At 50.5% G+C, this 19,406-nt stretch carries 13 protein-coding genes and 2 riboswitches; all 13 genes read right to left on the reverse strand.

Annotation, left to right across the window (positions count from 1 at the left end; genetic code table 11):
• Positions 1–218: 218 nt before the first annotated feature.
• The 13 genes from QBE55_02220 to QBE55_02280 all read right to left on the reverse strand — a co-directional run bounded on the left by QBE55_02220 (position 219) and on the right by QBE55_02280 (position 18,956).
• Positions 219–1,685, reverse strand: coding sequence for a DNA mismatch repair protein MutS (locus QBE55_02220; GenBank protein WZL79006.1), 1,467 nt, complete (start codon positions 1,683–1,685; stop codon positions 219–221).
• Entirely contained in the window at positions 1,682–3,226 is a 1,545-nt protein-coding gene (locus QBE55_02225) for a hypothetical protein (protein WZL79007.1), read from the reverse strand. Before QBE55_02225 ends, QBE55_02220 begins: the two co-directional genes overlap by 4 nt.
• A gap of 40 nt (positions 3,227–3,266) precedes the next feature.
• Positions 3,267–3,337: riboswitch (Fluoride riboswitch) on the reverse strand.
• 1 nt (position 3,338) lies between these two features.
• Positions 3,339–3,530, reverse strand: coding sequence for a hypothetical protein (locus QBE55_02230; protein WZL79008.1), 192 nt, complete (start codon positions 3,528–3,530; stop codon positions 3,339–3,341).
• Positions 3,531–3,536: 6 nt separating this feature from the next.
• Positions 3,537–4,538, reverse strand: a complete 1,002-nt coding sequence (locus QBE55_02235; GenBank protein WZL79009.1) for a GGGtGRT protein — start codon at positions 4,536–4,538, stop codon at positions 3,537–3,539.
• 13 nt (positions 4,539–4,551) lie between these two features.
• Entirely contained in the window at positions 4,552–5,244 is a 693-nt protein-coding gene (locus QBE55_02240; protein WZL79010.1) for a hypothetical protein, read from the reverse strand.
• 97 nt (positions 5,245–5,341) lie between these two features.
• Positions 5,342–5,415: riboswitch (Fluoride riboswitch) on the reverse strand.
• Positions 5,416–5,487: 72 nt separating this feature from the next.
• Positions 5,488–7,185: a proline--tRNA ligase gene (locus QBE55_02245; protein ID WZL79011.1), complete on the reverse strand. Its 1,698-nt coding sequence runs from the start codon at positions 7,183–7,185 to the stop codon at positions 5,488–5,490.
• A 294-nt stretch (positions 7,186–7,479) separates the two neighbouring features.
• Entirely contained in the window at positions 7,480–9,219 is a 1,740-nt protein-coding gene (locus QBE55_02250) for an ABC transporter ATP-binding protein (GenBank protein ID WZL79012.1), read from the reverse strand.
• Complete coding sequence (locus tag QBE55_02255) at positions 9,206–10,969, reverse strand: ABC transporter ATP-binding protein (GenBank protein ID WZL79013.1); 1,764 nt, start codon at positions 10,967–10,969, stop codon at positions 9,206–9,208. Before QBE55_02255 ends, QBE55_02250 begins: the two co-directional genes overlap by 14 nt.
• 259 nt (positions 10,970–11,228) lie before the next feature.
• Entirely contained in the window at positions 11,229–14,252 is a 3,024-nt protein-coding gene (locus QBE55_02260) for a vitamin B12-dependent ribonucleotide reductase (GenBank protein ID WZL79014.1), read from the reverse strand.
• Positions 14,253–14,660: 408 nt separating this feature from the next.
• Positions 14,661–15,065: a large-conductance mechanosensitive channel protein MscL gene (gene mscL, locus QBE55_02265; protein WZL79015.1), complete on the reverse strand. Its 405-nt coding sequence runs from the start codon at positions 15,063–15,065 to the stop codon at positions 14,661–14,663.
• Between the two features lie 26 nt (positions 15,066–15,091).
• Positions 15,092–15,718: a DUF47 family protein gene (locus tag QBE55_02270; GenBank protein WZL79016.1), complete on the reverse strand. Its 627-nt coding sequence runs from the start codon at positions 15,716–15,718 to the stop codon at positions 15,092–15,094.
• Positions 15,719–15,801: 83 nt separating this feature from the next.
• On the reverse strand, positions 15,802–16,821 hold the full coding sequence (locus QBE55_02275) for an inorganic phosphate transporter (protein WZL79017.1): 1,020 nt from the start codon (positions 16,819–16,821) through the stop codon (positions 15,802–15,804).
• Between the two features lie 122 nt (positions 16,822–16,943).
• On the reverse strand, positions 16,944–18,956 hold the full coding sequence (locus tag QBE55_02280) for a class I tRNA ligase family protein (protein WZL79018.1): 2,013 nt from the start codon (positions 18,954–18,956) through the stop codon (positions 16,944–16,946).
• Positions 18,957–19,406: the final 450 nt, after the last annotated feature.

The following is a 19,406-nucleotide window of genomic DNA, read 5'->3' on the forward strand; positions in this document are numbered from 1 at the left end:
TTCTGCATTCCTGCGAAAGTCCCGCCTCCAAATACAGGAAAGCCTGCCAGCCATCCGGATACCTGGTATGCAACAACATTATTCCGGAACGGATATCTTTGCAGGAAACAGCTCATATTTCAGTATAATGTGGATCAGGAAGTCTGTCAATACACCACGCCATGAAATGCACAGGCCAATACAATCCCGTCATTCTCACTTCTACAGTTGAAAATAATTCATACAAATATTTTTCGGTACAAATCCTCGCCAAAAGCTGTTTTCAATGGCTCACCCGATATCATACGAAAGGTACGTTCCCCATTATCCAGCCTCTGTGCCCGCAGGAACTGTGTTTGACTGCTGCCGGAAAATGCAGCGGCATAACTGTAAAGATGCGTTACCGAAAAGACCTCCACACCATTTTCGACAAGCGCCTTTGTGATTTGCTTGCTGATCTCTGATCCCTCACGCTCATTGGTAGCAGCAAAGGATTCATTAAAAAGCATCAGCGCATTTTTCCCCAGGTGGTCAGCTGCCTCACTCATGCGGATAAGTTCCTCCTCCAGTTTACCACTTTGCAGGGTGACATCCTCCTCCTTCTTAAAATGAGAAAGAACCATGCTGCGAATCGGGACAGTAAAGCCCTTTGCCCCCACGAACATCCCGCATTGAGCCATGAGCTGCGCTTGCCCCATGCTTCGCAGGAATGTAGTTTTCCCGCCCTGATTTGCACCGGTGATAAGATACAGTTGCTTGCCGGCAGCTTTCAGGTCATTGCCAACCACTGTTGCATTTTTCGCCAATGCCAGGCTTACATCATACAAGCCCATCCAGGAACGGTCCCTGCTGTTTACGGAAAGCAGACTTGGGAAAGTAATGGGCATTCCCAGCTTCCCCAAAACATCCGCCAAATTCAAACATCCGACATAAAACGCCAACTCACCGCGCAGTGTGGCAAAGAAATGTTCCATATGCTCTGCTGCCTGTGCCAGCGCATTTGTCGCTTCGTTGGCGGCGCGCCCGCAGCGCCGCTCGAGATCTGCAGCCCCGGCATCGTCACGGTGAGCAATGGTATAGGAAGGAGCAAAGCGCCACCTCCACCAGAACCCCTTTCGATTTTTCCGACGGAGCACATAATGAATCCCCTGCAGAGTATTCCCGGGTACAGCACTGATCAGTAGGCCGTCCCCATCCTGCAGATCCTTCAAATGAGCATGGGCTTCGGCAAGGTAATCGTCGTTCAGTTCCCGTTGAAACCCGGTCAGTAAATTCCGAAAGCCTTCCGATTGAAAGTCCGGAAGATAGTTGTCTGCAACCCGGCGCAGTTTCATAAGCATCCCGATATAGATCTTCATGAGCTCAACGGCGCTTGATAAAGTACTGGACAGATAAGCGGAAGACAGCCAATGCCAGGAATCCTTTCTTTTCTTTTCTGTTTCGACTGTAATTTCATAGAGCCGCCGCACAGCATCCGGATTTCTTAGTGCATCCCTCAGGTTTTCCTGTCTGTAGCGAATTCCCTCCGCCGATTGCAGGGGGCAAAAAAGAGCTGTATCACATGCTGCATAAATAGTTTCGTCGCCCTGTGCCATAACATGCAGCATGCGCTTCAGCTGCAGATCTTCGGTTAGAATATTCTTTCCAAAACAGGGCTCCGCTTTCAAATTTAAATCCCTGTCCCGGAACATCAGATTTCCCTTCATCTCTTCAGCCTCCTGCAAAGTTGTTCATAGGTGAGTCCGTGTTTCCCGGCAATATGAACGGCATAAGCAAGACCATCCGGCGGTTTCCGGACGACTTTAAAGGTCCGCCGGGTCGGATCGTCCTTCCGCACCATACTCATCATGCTGACCGTTTCCTGCCCGTGTAAAGCCAGCTCATCAAGAAAGGTTACCAACACGGAAGGTGCACCCAACTCAGCCAGGGTATCCATCATAAGACCGCCCAGCAGCAGGGCATCGGACAGGGTAGTGGAAGCAAATATCTCATTGATAATGATAATGCTTCGATGGGTAGCTTTGTCAAAGAGATCATGCAGTCGTACCAGATCATCCTGCAACTTACCATTGGATGCAGACAAGTCTTCCTCCCGCCCAAAATGGGTAAAAATGTTGTCAAACAGGTACAGGGACGCTTCACGACCCGGCACGCACAGACCCAGAGAGGCAAGATAGTGTACCTGGCCGAAGGCGCGGGCAAAGGTTGTTTTCCCACCCTGATTGGGCCCGGTAACAACCATAACCCGTTCCGGTGCATCCAGCCTGAAATCATTGACTACAATTTTCCCGGATTTCTTTTGCGCCAGTGCAAGGTCAAAGCAATCAAAATCATGGAGATGATCCGGCTTGTCGCAAATCTTCGGATAACAAAAGGACAGGCCTGTTTGCCGGAGCGGCTGGACATAAGCCAGCCATGACAGATAAAACCATATCTCCCGGGAAAAGCGCAGAATTGTTTCATCCTCAAACTGAAAAAATCTGCAACAAAAGTGATTTAAGTCTGCAAAAATATCCTTGTAAAGCCCTGCGACCATATTCAGCACGGCTGCTTCCACATGATTGGCATAGGGCTCTTCCGTAAATTTATGCCGGTAATCCTTCGCAACGCTCTGACGGAATCTTTCAAAAGTCCTGAGAATTTGCTCTGAGTGGTCTGCCTGTCCCTCGTATTTGCGGACCCGTATGGTGCCATTTTTGATGAGCATGCAATATTTCACAGTGGAAAATTCGTCACGCAGTCGTTTTACATGACTGTAAAGTTCCGTAAAATCACCCGACATGCAGTATGCAGCAAGATATCCCGCAAAACTTCGAAGACCCTCCGAATGAAAAGTCTGTTTGGAAAACGCATCATTAAGGACGGAAACCGTATGGCAATATCGGTCCGCATAATCCAACATCTGCCCCCGTGTAAGATAATTGTTGCGCCAACTGTCCCCGGAGTTCAGCGAAGAACGGATCTCCTTCATGTATTTTCCTGTCCAATAAGCCGAATTGGAAAAATCAACGAGCAAAATACGAAGTTCTTCCTTCTCCAACTCCCGCATGACATCCTGTCTATAGTTCAGAACACCCGGATCCTGCAGCGGTGTATAAAAATATTCCTCCAGATCAAATTCTTCTATGGACTGAAAGACAGGCCCAAATATCTGATCAAGGTTTAAGTCCGTAAAACAGGCTGGCGCTTTGACCTGTTGCGGCTTTTCAAAATGCTCCTGTGCAGGAAACAGAATACTGTAAAACATAAAAACTCCCTCCTGGAATATAAAAAAGCCGATGCTTTCTCCTGTTACAGAAGTCATCAGCTTTTTGCAGTTTGGCTTTCGCCATGGGAGAACTTCTTTCCCGTTTCTTTATTTACTTAACGAGAGCCTGTGCCCCGGCAACGGCAGCGGTACACGCAGTGACACTCAGTACCATATAGGAAAGGGCGACGGCCGGTTCGTCGTTTTGGAGCAGTTGTACAGCTTCCAGGGAAAAGGTGGAGAAGGTTGTAGCGTCCCATCGTCCCCAGCATTCCTCCTGCGCCAACCAATAAACAGTTTCCAAAGGTATTCAATTCCTCAATGCCTCTGCAACTGCAACAGCCACGGCAACAGTAGCTCCAACCATTGGATTGTTCCCCATACCGAGAAAGCCCATCATTTCCACGTGGGCCGGAACAGAGCTGGAGCCGGCAAACTGTGCGTCCGAGTGCATACGCCCCATTGTATCGGTCATTCCGTAGGAAGCGGGACCGGCTGCCATATTATCCGGATGCAGCGTGCGGCCCGTGCCGCCTCCCGATGCTACGGAAAAATACTTTTTCCCTTGCTCCACGCACTCCTTTTTGTAGGTTCCGGCAACAGGATGCTGGAATCGGGTGGGATTTGTGGAATTCCCGGTGATGGACACGTCCACACCTTCCAGGTGCATAATCGCCACGCCTTCGCGTACATCGTCCGCTCCGTAGCAGCGTACCTGCGCCCGTTCCCCCCTGGAGTAGACAATCTCGCGCAGAACGCTGATCTTACCGGCAGCATAATCGAATTGTGTCTGCACGTAGGTAAAACCATTGATGCGGGAGATAATCTGTGCCGCATCCTTGCCAAGTCCGTTGAGAATGACGCGAAGCGGTTCCCTGCGGGCCTTGTTTGCATTTTTCACGATACCAATGGCGCCTTCGGCGGCTGCAAAGCTCTCATGTCCGGCAAGGAAGGCAAAGCATTTTGTTTCGTCCCGCAGCAGCATGGCACCAAGATTTCCATGACCCAGCCCAACCTTGCGGTCCTCCGCCACACTGCCGGGAATGCAAAAACTCTGGAGTCCGATGCCGATGGCTTCCGCCGCTTCCGCCGCCGATCTGACATCCTTTTTGACAGCGATGGCAGACCCCACAGTATAAGCCCAGCCGGCATTTTCAAATGCGATAGGCTGAATGGACTTTACGATGTCATAAGGAGAAATACCGGTTTTTCTGCAGATATCTCCGGCCTCCTCAACGGAAGCGATACCATACTCGTTCAATACGCCGTTGATTTTATCTATGCGACGCTCATAGCCTTCAAATAATGCCATGTCAATCTCCTCCTTATTCCTGACGCGGATCAATGTATTTTACAGCTTCATGAAAGCGTCCGTATGTGCCTCTGGCCTTTTCCAGCGCTACGTTGGCGTCTTCGCCTTTTTTGATGAAGTCCATCATTTTCCCCAGGCTGATAAATTCATATCCGATAATCCCGTCGTTTTCGTCCAGGGCAATCCGACTGACATATCCTTCGGTTAACTCGAGATAACGGGCTCCTTTCGCCTTTGTACCAAACATGGTACCAATCTGACTCCTCATTCCTTTTCCCAGATCCTCAAGACTTGCGCCGATGGGAAGCCCATCCTCTGAAAAAGCCGTTTGACTACGTCCATAAACAATTTGCAGAAACAATTCACGCATGGCTACATTAATGGCATCACAGACCAGATCGGTATTGAGCGCCTCCAGAATCGTCTTGCCCGGAAGAATCTCGGAAGCCATGGCAGCAGAATGAGTCATGCCGCTGCAGCCGATTGTTTCAATCAGAGCCTCCTCAATGATACCATCCTTCACATTCAGCGTCAGTTTACAAGCCCCCTGTTGAGGCGCACACCAGCCGATTCCATGGGTCAAACCGGATATATCCCTGACCTCTTTCGCCCGCACCCATTTGCCTTCTTCGGGAATCGGCGCAGCTCCATGATTTACACCCTGGGCAACCGGACACATATTTTCCACCTCAATCGAATACGTCATGTGCTCACTCCTTACTATTATTTGTTCTTGAATACCATCCGCTTTTCATCCGGCACTTCGGATATTTTACCAAAAACAAAAAGCTGACGACATTCTGTTTCAAACAGAAGTCATCAGCTTTGTTAAGCGGTTTCGGTATTCCCGTGGGAGAACTTCTTTCCCATGATTGTATTATAACATAGGCCCATCCTGCATACAAGAAGCAACCCTGAATTTCCTGAACATTCCGGGTAGGGAATAAATTTATTGATCCAGTATCTCTCCAACCTTTTGCGATACCTCTTCAATGGAAACCATCGTTTTGATCCGCTTGTCCCGGGTGGTGATTTCCACCTGTCCCCTGGCAATGTTCCGCTTGCTGAGAATAATCCGGACCGGTGCCCCAAGCAGATCCGCATCAGCAAACTGCACGCCTGCCGCCGCTCCGCGGTCATCCAGCAGGGTATCCCACTTTTGCCCTAGCTCCTGATAGAGACGGAAGCCCAGCTCCCGGATTCCTTCCTGCGTATCGTTCAGCATACAGATATGAATCAGCCAGGGAGCCACGGATTTCGGCCAGATTGGCCCATATTCATCGTGATTATCCTCCAGTACGCAGGCCAGCAGGCGCCCGACGCCGATGCCGTAGCATCCCATAAGGGGGGTCTGAAGCGTTCCGTTTTCATCCATGTACTGCATTCCCATGCTTTTGGTGTACTTCGTGCCAAGCTGAAAGATATTTCCTGCCTCAATGCCCCGGCGTACCTTCAGGGGACCGCCGCATTTGACGCAGGCATCCCCTTCCTTTACCTTGGCCACATCCACAAACTCCCTGATATCCAGATCCCTGGGAACGCTCACGCCCCGGATATGGTAATCCTTTCGGTTGGCGCCGCACGCCAGGTTCGTTTCCCCTTCCAGGGATTTGTCATAAAGGACCTGTATGCCTTCCGCATTCAGATGATAAGCTCCGATATACCCAAAGCAGAGATCCACTCCTTCGTAATCTGTCAGGGGATCCACTTCCGTACCCAGTATTTTTTTCAGTTTCACTTCATTGACCTGCAGATCTCCGCGGACAAACACCACTACAGGAATCTTGTTGTCCCTGCGGGAAAATACCGTAGCCTTCATGGTACGGGACTCCGGTACGGACAGAAACTTCGTCAATGCCTCAATATCCCGGACACCCGGCGTATGAACCTCTTCCATGGGCCGTTCCTCACAAGGCTCCTTCTGAATGCTGGATACCGCGACTTCCATATTGGACTGATATCCACACTGATCGCACAGCACAATGGTGTCTTCCCCTCCATCGGAAAGATACATAAACTCGTGGGCCTTTTGGCCGCCCATCATTCCGGTATCCGACTCAATGGCGACGACATTCCTCAGCCCGACCCTTTTATAGATCCTGCCATAAGATTCCAGAACCTTCTGGTAATAGGCATCCAGATCCTCCTGGGACGTATGGAAGGAATACGCATCCTTCATGGTAAACTCCCGGACCCGGATCAGTCCTCCCCGAGCTCTGGGCTCATCCCGGAATTTGGTCTGGATCTGATAGATCATAAAAGGATACTGCAGATAGGACTTTGCTTCTGAACGGGCAAGATGGACCGCTGCCTCTTCGTGAGTCATGCCCAGAACCATGTCGTGCCCACTCCGGTCCTTCAGGCGCAGCAGCTCGCTGCCCACCGAATCAAAACGCCCGGATTCCTTCCAAAGATCCGCCGGAAGCACAACTGGAAACAATACTTCCTGGCCGCCAATGGCGTCCATCTCCTCCCGGATGATCTGTTCGATCTTCCGGGATGCCTTCTTCGCAGGAGGAAGCAGGGTAAAAATTCCATTGGACACCTGCCGGATGTAACCGCCCCGAAGCATGAAGATATGACTGGCCATAAACGCATCCGCAGGCTTTTCCTTAAACCTCTCCCCCAGCAGCTTACTCAACAACATACTATTTTAAGACTCCTTTCGTCCTGCATCCGCTTTTTCAAATGCACCTGTTGCTCTATTCTACAATATATCCATGTTTCCGTCTACCACAACGAAATTATTTCATGATATCATCCATAAATTGCGTCAATGACTTCGGAGAAGATTCCTACATTCTGACCCCCTTTGATAACAGGAATCATAAAGATCATGAAGCAGCTGGGGCTGGACAGACTGGAGAATATGGTGAACAATCAGGAGATTGACAAATTGCTGACAAGGGAATAAAACCGCCTGCACCGGAATCACGGCAGGCTATACCGCATTGAGCTGTGCATAATACCCTCCCAGCTCCATCAGGCTTTCATGGTTCCCGGATTCCACGATGCGGCCCTTTCGCATCAGAAAGATCATATCGGCATTCCGGATAGTGGACAGCCGGTGGGCAATGATCAGCGTGGTCCGGTCTCTTGAGATATTCTCAATGGACTTCTGGATCAGCTTTTCCGTTTTGGTGTCAATATTGGCCGTTGCCTCATCCAGTACAAAGATAGCCGGGTCATGGGCAATGGTCCTGGCAAATGCCAGCAGCTGCCTCTGACCGGCGGAAAAGGTACTCCCCCTCTCCGTGACCATCTCGTGCATTTTATGCGGCAGCTCATCAATAAACGCATCCGCACAGGAAAGCTTCAGGGCTTCTGCCACCGTTTCATCAGAAATGTGGTTGCTCAGGGTGACATTGTCCCGGATACTGCCCGAAAAAAGAAATACGTCCTGCAGCACGACGGAAATGTTCCGCCGCAGATCCTTTAAATTGATATCATTGATATTGACCCCATCGATCCGGATCTCCCCCTTCTGCACCCGGTAAAAGCGGGAAATCAAGTTGATGATGGTGGTTTTGCCGGCGCCGGTGGCTCCGACAAAAGCCGCTGTCTGCCCTTTTTGGATCCGAAAGCTGACATCCTTCAGCACCCAGTCCTCTTTTTCATAGGCAAACCAGACATGTCGGAATTCAATTTCTCCCTGCAGTCTTTCCAGGTGCATGCCGGAATCACAATCTTCCAGGCTGCCTTCCTCATCCAGAATTTCAAAAATGCGATCTGCCGAAACCACTGCTGACTGAATGGTATTGTATTTTTCCGCCAGGTCGTTGATGGGATCAAAAAACTGTTTGATATAATTGGTAAAAGCATAGAGAACGCCGATGTCCAGCGTATGGTTCATGATACGCCCCATTCCGTACCATACCAGCAGGGCAATGGCCAGCGAATTGAAGATCTCAATGGAAGGGCGCAGGATACTGTGCAGCATCAGGCGGGTAAGAGAGGCCTGATAATATTTGTCATTCAGGCCCTGAAATTCTCCCTCCTTTTCCCGCTGCATGTTAAAGATCTGCACCAGCTTCATCCCCGATATGTTTTCCGCAAAAAAGCCGTTAATGCGGCCGGTCAGACGCTTGATGACCACAAAATTGGCTTTCATTTTCCTTTTCATGAAATTGGTGATCATAACAATAAAGGGAAGCACTGCAAACCCAATCAGAGACAGCTGCCAATCCAGTTTCACCATAATGACCACAATGCCGATCAGAAGAAAAACATCCTTGAACAGATCGATCAAAACGTCCGTAAACATCTGGCTCAGTTCTTCCACATCGTTGGTAGCCCGTGTGATCAGCCGCCCGGAAGAGTATTTGTCCAGAAGGGACAACGGCATATGCTGAATATGGGAAAATACGGTTCTCCGCAGGTCGGTTATGACATTCTGCCCAACCCAGGTCATGGCATTGATCTGCACCGCACTGAGAACCGAGCTCCCGGCGATCAGGAGCATATAGAGAACCCCCATGGCAGGGATGGAAGAAAGTCCATGCTGCGGTTTGCCCGCCACCAGAAAATCGTCGATAACCTTCTGCATCACCAGCGGTTTGTATAGCGCGGCCCCATTCACCGCTATCACACACAATACACAGGCGAGTATGATTTTCCAGTAGGGCAGGCTCATTTTCATCAGGCGCAGCAGACTGTGATGTTTTTGCTCAGGATGCTTCATTTTCCATGTCCTCCCTTTGCTCTTGCTCGTACTGTTCCTGGTACAGCTCCCTGTACAATCCTTCCCGATCGATCAGCTCATCATGTGTTCCCTGCTCAACAATGCGGCCATGATCCAGGACAATGATTTCATCGGCGTTCCGCAAGGCGGAAATGCGATGGGCAATGACAATGCCGGTATGGCCTTTCATTTCCCGTTTCAGATTTTTCAGAATCGCTCCCTCTGTCCGGGTGTCCACAGCAGACAGGGCATCGTCCAGAATGTAAATGGGCGGATGCTTGATGATCGCTCTGGCGATGGAGATCCGCTGCTTCTGTCCGCCGGACAGATTCGCTCCCCGCTCCCCGATCTGCGTTTCAAACTGATCCGGAAATTCCATGATATCCTGATAGATCATGCTGGACTGCACCGCACTTTTAATCTCGTCTTCGGAATACCGGTCATTGAAATAGCGGACATTCTCATAGATGCTGTCGGAAAACAGGAAATTGTCCTGGGGAACATAACCAATGTTTTCCCGAAGTTCCTCCAGGGAATATCCGTTGATGTCCTTTCCGTCCAGAAGGATTTTCCCGGACTCCACATTGTACAGCCGCAGCAGAAGATTGACCAGTGTGGTCTTGCCGCTGCCGGTCCTGCCAATGATACCCAGTATCCTGCCTTTTTTCAGATTGATGTTGATGTCCTCCAGGGCATACTCCTCCTGACCGGGATAGCGGAAGGACAAATCACGAATCGTAAGATTCCCTTCCAGCCGCTCCATGGAACCGAAAAGCGGGATCTCATCCCGGATCTCCGGCTCCACCTCAAAAATCTCACCAAGCCGCTTATAGGAAGCCATGCCTCTCTGAAAAATGTTGATGATTCTTCCAATGGAGACCACCGGACGCATGATCATGGTCAGATATCCGTTGAATGCAACAAAATCACCGAGGGAGATCTCATGGGCCCGGACAAGAGAACTTCCGTAGATCAGATTGATTGTGAAGCTGATGCCAAAGAAGATTTGAATCAGGGGAGTCAGAAGGGAAGAAACCCTCACCATATCGATGTTGGACTGCTTCATACGGCCGTTGAGCACATCAAACCGGCTGACTTCATCCTCCTCCTGCACATAGGTTTTGATCACGCGGATGCCGGAAATGTTCTCCTGTATCCGGTCAGAAATGGTTGCAAAGTTCTTTTGTACCGCCCGGAACCGATGCTGTATGGTTCCTCCCAGCCGGACAATCATGAAAACAACGAAAGGAATCGGAAGCAGGGCAAGCAGGGTCAACCTGGGGTTTACGGATCCTGCCATGGAAAAGACAGAGATCAGCCCCATACCGAGACCGTTGAGGATCAGGGATACCCCGGGACCAAAGCTTTTCCGCACGGCACCGATGTCGTTGATGGCATAGGCCATGAGATCCCCGGTTTTCCGGTTGTTGTAGAAATCAACGGACATTTGCTGAAGGTGCCGGAACAGCTTCATCCGCAGAAAACATTCCATATTGCGGGCATTTCCCATGATGAAATACCGCCAGATAAACCGGGTGACAAAGACGCCCAGCGCAGCAAGCAGAATCCGCCCGACATACCGCATCACCTGGTGCATATCGATGACAGGAGCCTTCAACAAGTCAATGATGATCCCCAGATATCGGGGAGACAATGCCTCAATCGAAACACACAACAACAGAAAAATGGCGCCCCACAGGTAATTCGTCCAATACTTCTTCAGGAACTCCGATACAATTTTGTTCTTCATAGGGATAGGAACATCCTTTTTGTGTTTTTCCGATTCCTTTTTTATGAGTCCACACAGATGTCGCCGAAGACCGGTGAATCAGAAACCGGTTTGTCAGCTTCCTTTATTATAGCATAGTGATACGTATAAGTGAATTCAAAATGAAAAAAAGGACAAAAAGACAAAGGCCGTGAATCCTCCGTAAAGAGAATTCAGGGCCTCAAAAAACCGCTCTGCAAAACGCAGGATCCATGGAACCTGCGAATCCGTATTTACGGCATCACGAGCAACCGGTGGTCGCCCCGCAGTCCTCACAGACCTTGCAGGTGCCGTTCCTCCGCAGGCGTGTACTGCCGCAGGTGGCGCAGACCTCTCCGTAGATCCGGTCGCCCCTGTCGTTTTCCTTTTCCTTCCCGTCCGGAACGGGAGGATCCTCTGTCATTCCTGCAGCATCCATGCTGCCTTCGGTCTCATCCTCTGAAGTGGCCGTCACCAGGTCATGGGCAGAAAGGACCGGTTCGCCGCCTTGTTCCCCGGGCTTCACCTGACAACGGGAAAAGTCGCCCAGCTCAATGTCAATGATCTTGCTAACCAGATCCGAGATGGAAGTGGCAGACTTGATATAGGGATGCCGGCTGACAAAACCCGATGGTTCATATTGCTGTCCCCGCAGGGTACGGGAAATCTCCTCTGCCGGAATGTGGTACTGCAGCATGTTGGAAATCGCCTTGGACAGGGAGGCCAGCAAGCCTTTTACCACGGTTCCTTCCTTGTCTGTGGAAATAAACAGCTCTGCGATCTTCCCGTTGGGATAGAAATTGACGGTAACATACAGCTCAATATCCCCGATCTTGGCGCTGTGCGTAAACCCGGGCCTCCGTCCCCTGGCTTTCTCCCGAACGGGAACGTTTTGCCTGCTTGCCCTGGCTGCCTCCAGCAGTTCCTGATAGGTCATATCCTCCAGATCCTTTTCGGATTTGGGCGTAATCCCGGAAGTCAGGGGCTGGCTGGCCTTGGAACCATCCCGATATATGGCAATGGCTTTGGTGCCTGTGTTGTAGGCCAGCAGATGGATTCGTTCAATATCCTTCACGGTGGCGGAATGAGGCAGGTTTACGGTCTTGGAAACCGATCCGGAAATCATGGGAGTGATAGCGGATACCATCAGCACATGTCCTTCCGGTGAGATGGAACGCTTACCGGTACCGCATCTGCCGGCGGTATCAAAAATGGGATAATGCTCTTCTTTCAGATACGGAGCGCCTTCCATTTTGCCATCCAGGATATTGCCGTCCGCATCCCTCCGCAGAATATAGCTGACAATGGCATCGATCTGATCCTCCGGATATCCCAGATTCTTCAGTGCCGTTTCAATCACCGGGTTCACCATGATCATGGAATTCCCACTGATCATTTTTTTATAGATCACGTGGGCATAAAAGGGTTCAATGGAAGTTGCCCCGCAGTCCATGGCAAAGGAAATGGTGCCGGTGGGAGCGACCACCGCTACCTGGGCATTCCGGTATCCAAACTTTGTACCGCTGTCACAGGCCAGATCCCAGCAATGCTTCAGGGCAGAGCAGACATCCTGAAAGCCCATGGAATCCAGCAGTTCATGATCCACCTTCATGGGTTCATAGCTTAAATTCTCATATCCGTCGGATCTTGCCCCGGCAACCCGGGAATGATTGCGGATTACCCGCAGCATATACTTCTTATTCAGGCTGTATTTCTCAAAGGAACCGAGCTTCTGTGCCATCAGGGAAGAGACATAGTAGGAATAGCCGGTCAGGATGCCCAGAATGGAAGCTGCCAATGCCCGGGCTTCCCTGGAATCATACGGATACCCTGCCGCCATCAGCAGGGAAGACAGATTGGCAGGTCCAAGACCGGTGGTTCGGAAAAGATGGGACCGCATCGCAATCTGTTTAGTAGGAAACTGTCCCCAGTGAATGGATGCCTCCAGGACCATCTGAACCAGGGCAACCGTATGCATGAAATCCTCCACCCGGAAGGATTTTGTTTCCGGATCGTAAAAAAAGTACAGGTTGATGGATGCCAGGTTGCATGCCGTATCATTCAGGAAAGCATATTCACTGCAGGGGTTGGTGGCGTTGATCTGATTATGCTTTGCCCATACCTGACCATCCTCCCCTGCAGGACAGGTGTGCCATTCATTGAATCTGCCATGAAACTGCAGCCCGGGGTCTGCACAGCTGTATGCAGACTGGTTGATCGCATCCCACAGCTCCCGGACAGGGATTTCCCGGTCCACTGCGGAGTCCACCCTGCCGTGCAGGGTAATGGCCGCATCGGGATCCTGATCCAGATTCCGGATCTTTTCCATGGTATCGTCGGACAGCCGGACAGAGTTGTTTCCGTTCTGGCCGGACACGGTACTGTAAGCATCTCCGTTGAAATCCGTATCATAGCCCATCTTGCCCAATGCCCGGACCTTGTCCTCCTCCTTTGCCTTCCAGGTCACAAACTTCAGGATATCCGGATGGTCGTCGTCCACAATGACCATTTTGGCGGCACGGCGTGTTGTACCGCCGGATTTGATGGCGCCTGCGTTTTTATCAAGACCTTTCAGAAAGCTCAGAAGCCCGGATGAATAGCCGCCGCTGGACAGCTTCTCCCCTTCCCCGCGAATCGGCGAAAAATTGGTTCCGGTACCGGATCCTCCCTTGAACAGCTTTGTCTCGGTAACATACTGTTCCGTAATGGACTGGTCCCCCATCAGCTTATCCTTTATGGAAAGAATAAAGCAGGCGGATGCCTGGGTCCGGGTATAACGATCCTTGCTCTCCACAACCTTCTTTTGATCCGGATCATAATAATACAGGCCGTCGGGGTCACCGCTGATACCGTAGGCAAGCTTCAGACCGGTATTGAACCATTGGGGGGAATTGGGCGCCCATGCCTGGGAAAGCAGCAGGTAAACCAGCTCATCATACAGAATCTTCCCCTGCTCCTCCTCATCGATCAGTCCTTCGTCCTCCAATGCACGGACCCAGAAGGAAACCATGCGATCCGCCACTTCCCGCATGCTTCGTTCGTGACCCACTTCGTTGGGAACGCCTGCCTTCCTGAAGTAATTCATGGCTATGATGTCACAGGCATTCTGGGAATACCGGACCGGAAACTCCAGATCCTTCATGTCACATACGGCCTTGTTTCTTTTATAATCCATGATCCGGACATCAACGGTCTTCCATTCAAAAAGGTCATAAACGGTCTTGTCAGGGTCTTTCTCCAGTACCCTGGTAAACCTTCTCACCATCAAATCGTTTATCGTCTTCAAGTACGTGTTCTCCTCCTTTGTATTGCAGCCATTGCTTCCCATATCCTCCCTTGCATCTTCTCCGTCCGTTTCCGCATTTCCGCAGGACGGGTTCCAAATACCAGGCAGACTGCATCCTTCCAAAAGCCAGTCAGCATGTTTTTTGGAAAGCTATCGGCAAAACCCGATCCCTTTCGGCAGCAATTTCCCTTTATATACATTATGTAGTGCCCTTATCCCTTTGCACTATACTACTTATAGTATAATATCCTCTGCAGAAATGCAATGAACCGATCTTGCCTTTCGTTAAAAATAGATCATGTATGACTTCACATGATCCAACCCGTCCTCGGTATAATCGGCCGTTTCCGGCCATCCTTTATAAGAACAATGACATCTGAAAAAAGAATTTCGACTCACAAATTTCGATTAAGCCTTTGTTTTCAGAATATCCCGGATTTCTGTAAGCAGTTGTTCTTCTTTGGCTGATTCCTCTTCTTCCAAAGGCTCATCGACTTCCTTTTTCCGGAACTGATTGAAAAACCGGATCACCATAAAAATGGAGAAGGAAATAATCAGGAAATCAATGACGTTTTGCAAAAACATTCCGTAGTTCAGAGATAGCTCGGGAGTCTTCCCTGCCGCTTCCCGGACCACCCACCGGGCCGCCTTCATATTGATTCCCCCTGTGAGCAGACCAATAAGGGGCATAATGATATCACCCACCAGAGAGGAGACAATTTTGCCGAATGCACCACCGATAATGACACCAATTGCCAGATCCACTACATTCCCCTGCATTGCAAACTCTCTAAATTCCTTCCATATTTTCATTTTCTCTTCCCCCATTTGTTCTTTCTTTATCGGTTCTTCACAGCTGTATTCTCCAGAACATCCGCTACATCTTCACAAATGTCATAAATGTCTTCCAGGCCGTCATAGATTTCCTTCCACTTCATAATTTCCAGAACAGGCCGGTCCTCGCTGCTGAACAAAGTCCTCGTGATGGATCGGTGAAATACATCGCCTTTTTCCTCCAGACGGTTGACTTCAATAACCAGCTTATTCAGATTTTTGGAACTGCGGAAGGACTCAAATTCCTTTACTGCATCGGCCAGTGCCTTGCAGATGGAAACACAAAGTCCGGACATTTCCTTCGCAGTCTCCTCCACCTGCTGAATAGAAAGGATATCAAACAGGTTTGCCACATCCTCCACACCATCCATCACATCGTCCAGACCGCTTCCGATGGCAATCAGATCCTCACGGTCAATGGGTGTGATAAAGGCAGAATTCAGCTCATGGACCAGCTTGTGAAGAAGACCATCGCATTCATGCTCGACATCGTGAATCTTCCTGGCCTTTTTGGCAACATCGGTAAAGTCATGCATCATTTCATCCAGCTGAATGGACGCCCGATGGGAGCATTGTGCCATTTGATAGAGCAGTTCATAATAATTGGGCTCTTTTTTACTGCCAAGTTTCATATTCTTTCTCCTCTTCCGTTCACATTTTTTATACCCTTATTTCCATGCACAAAACAAACAACTGACAAAACGAGTTCCAAAAGTCAGAAAATCGCCAGAAACAGCTTTGCCATCAAAAATCCAATCAGGCCACATCCCGGAAACGTCAGGACCCAGGCATAGACCATATCCCGCGCAATTCCCCAGTTCACCGAGGAAGCCCGTCTGGAAGTACCCACCCCCATAATAGCAGTGGTTTTGGTATGCGTTGTGGATACCGGAAGACCGGTCAGGGATGCCAGGAGCAGACAGGCGCCGGCTGCAATATCCGAAGCGAAGCCCTGATAGGTCTGCATCTTTACCATATCCATACCTACTTTTTTGATGATCCGCCATCCACCTATCATGGTACCTGCCCCCATGGTAAGGGAACAAAGAACCATAACCCATATCGGAATTTCAAAGGACCCGTTGGGCCCCCTCTGTGCCATGCCATTTAAAAACATGGCCACCATAAAGACTCCCATAAACTTCTGCCCGTCCTGGGCACCGTGCAGAAATGCCATACCGGCAGCGGCACCGGCTTGTCCCTTGCTGAAAAAGGATTCTGCCTTCTTCCGGTTCACCCGCCGCATAAAGGTTTCAATCAGGCGGGCAATCAGAAAGCCGCCGGCAAACCCCAGAATGGAGGACTCCACCAATCCGATCAGCACCTTGGACCATTCTGCCATATTCACGGCGGAAAGCCCGCCAAGGGCCAGAGCGGCACCGGTGATGCCGGCAATCAGTGCATGACTCTCACTGGTGGGGATGCCAAAATACCATGCTGCCACCGACCAGACAACGATGGCAAACATACCGGCGGTCAGAACCACAAGGGCATCCCTGCCGGGCTCCGGGCCAAAGTCCACCATATTGGATATGGTGTCCGCCACCTGCGTCGAGATGGAAGTCATAAGCAGGACGCCAAGGAAATTGAAGACCACAGCGACCAGAATGCCGGTACTCGGTCTGAAAACCTTGGTGGCCACTGCGCTCCCGATGGCATTGGGCGCATCGGTCCAGCCGTTGACAAAAACCACGGCCAGAACCAGCACAATACTGATAATAAATGCTACATTCATCCGTTCACCCCATATTCTATCTGTCGCAAAAAGCGACTATTTTTACAATTAGTACTATACATGGATTCCTGTCCATCGTCAATATCGGCTTCCTGCGAAACTCATTTCAGTTGGCTGGAAACTCATTTCAGTTGGCTGGGATGTTTGGAGAAAAAGTCCACCCTGGGCTCCAGGGTTTTCAGCTTATGCCCTTCCGGCTGATCCATAAAGTCGTACACCGTATCAAAGATCCGGCTCCAGTCCCAGAACTCCTTCCGGAAGTTCAGATAGTCCCGTACCATCTCCGTCCCCTCCGGCGCAATGGGATGCATCAGCACAATGGATGTCCGAAGCATATGAAAAGCGTCCACAACGATCTGCATCCTGAGATCACTGTCATCTTTGTCCCTGACCTCCTTCATTCCGCTGGCCCAGTACTTGTTGGCATTGCGGATATACGTATCCATGAGACTCATAACATTGTGAAACTCATACCGGTACATCAGTCTCTCATACTCCAGAATGGTCTCCCGGGATTCCTGCAGCACCGAGCCGCTTATTTTCCCTGCCGGAATCCGGCCATCATAATACTTCTGGGATGTATAGAAGCAGGATCTTGCCAGACGATTCAGCACGTTGGTGAGCAGGTTTCCTTCCTTGAGTACCGGATCACCGTCTCTCTCACCGGCCTTTGGATTCAGCGGTTTGGGCTGAAAACTGACGCTGCGGATTCCGAGCCCCAGGCCCAGAAAATGAGCTCGCAGCTGTTCCGCCGTATAGTATTCCAGCAGGTCTTCCGCCATGGGAGGCTTTACCTTTCCGCTGCTGCTGGCTTTTTTGTTCAGGAACAGGATATGACTGTTGGCAACCAGACCGGGCAGCTGCAGTTGCCCCGGATCCGGATGAATGGACGGATTCTTTCCCTGGGTCGCCATAAACATGGCCATCTCCGCCAGACCATAGAAATAGATATTGTCCTCCCCAATAAACTGATAAACCTCTGCTTCCGGAGAGCACCACCATTTTTTCCATTCCTCCGCGCCCCGGCCCTGCTTCTCCAGCCAGGCCCTGGTAAAGGAAATCGGGGCCCAGAGGGACTCCGGCCATACCCAGAACGTCAGGCCGTCGATGCCCTCCCGCTCCGGCGCCGGAACCCCCCAGTCAATGTTTCCCGTCAGACGGAAGGGAACCAGGGTCTTTCCCGTACGATAATGAACCCCGTGTTCCGTCAGAACCGCACAGGCCTTCTCCCGGTCCTTCAGATTGTGAAATTCCATGATGAAAGAAGGCTTTTTCTCCTCTTCCTCCACAGTATGATCCGGAATCCGGGCCTTGATGGATTCCACCTGCTCAAAAAACTCCTTTTTTACATAAATCACCGGCGGCCTGAGGAACTCTTCCAGGACCCGGATCAGCATGGGACGAGTATTGGAAGCCTTTTTCAGGGTATCCACCCATTCCTGCAGCAGTCCCCGGCAGTCTTCCAGATTGAAATACCAGTTGGTGACATCCCGCATATCGGGCTTCTTCCCCGATAACGTGCTGATGGGATGGATCAGCTCCGCCGGCATGTACTGATGGCCGAGGGAACATTCATCCGCATATCCCTTTTCCGAGCGGCATCCTTCAATGGGGCACTGCCCTTCCACCTGCCGTCCGTTCAGGAAAACACCCAGTTCGCTGTCATAGAACTGGGAAGTGGTGATTTTGGTCAGCCAGCCGTTCTGATAGAGCTTATCGAAAATTTCCCGGGATACCTGTCTGTGAATCTCCCGGGACCGGCCCAGCCCGGAACCGCCGTACAGATTCAGGCTGATATCATATTCTTCCAAAGCCTTTTTTTGCAGATCGTGATTGTACTTTACAAATTCCTCCATTGACCCATGGAAAGCGCCCTCCTCCTTCAGTTTGCGGTAATTCTCCAGAATCGGTGATCCATAACAGTCCGTTCCGGAAACAAAAATCACATTGTCTTCCCCGATCCGATCCCGCAGGAACCGGGCAAAGGCATCCGCATGGACAAACACACCACCGATATGGCCAAAGTGCAGTTCCTTGTTGCCATAGGGCATTCCGCCCGTGATCACCGCCCGTTTCGGAAAAACAGGCCGGGCGGCTGCCCCTGCCTTCTCCTGTATCGTTTTTCTGTCTGCCATCTAAAATCTCTCCTCCTGTATCTTTCAACTTCTGTATCTTTCAACTTCTGCTGTTGCCTTGCCGTTCTTTTGTCTCACCATTGATTCTGCATCAATCCCGGGAAAAGCATACCGTATCGTTTCTTCACCCAAAGAAAAAAGCCTCCGTCTCAGAATTTTTTCCTGAGGACGAAAGCTCCCGCTTCGCGTTGCCACCCCTGTTTGCCGATATGTCGCCATACTGGTCTCTGCCGGTATCCGTCTTTCCATATCCATACCGTTGTTCCGTAACGGGGAATACCGTCATAGCATCCATCCATACCCTTTGTCATCCAATATCCCTCTGACTCAGGCATGGAAATCCGTATGCCGCTCCGAGGCTTGGTTTGGAAAAGCGCCATGCCCCTTTTCACCATTGGGGCTCTCTGTGGATGGAAGACTTTTCCTACTCTTCTCTTCATCGCATTTGCA

The organism is Eubacteriales bacterium mix99, assembly GCA_038396605.1.
Classification (GTDB): domain Bacteria; phylum Bacillota; class Clostridia; order Caldicoprobacterales; family DTU083; genus UBA4874.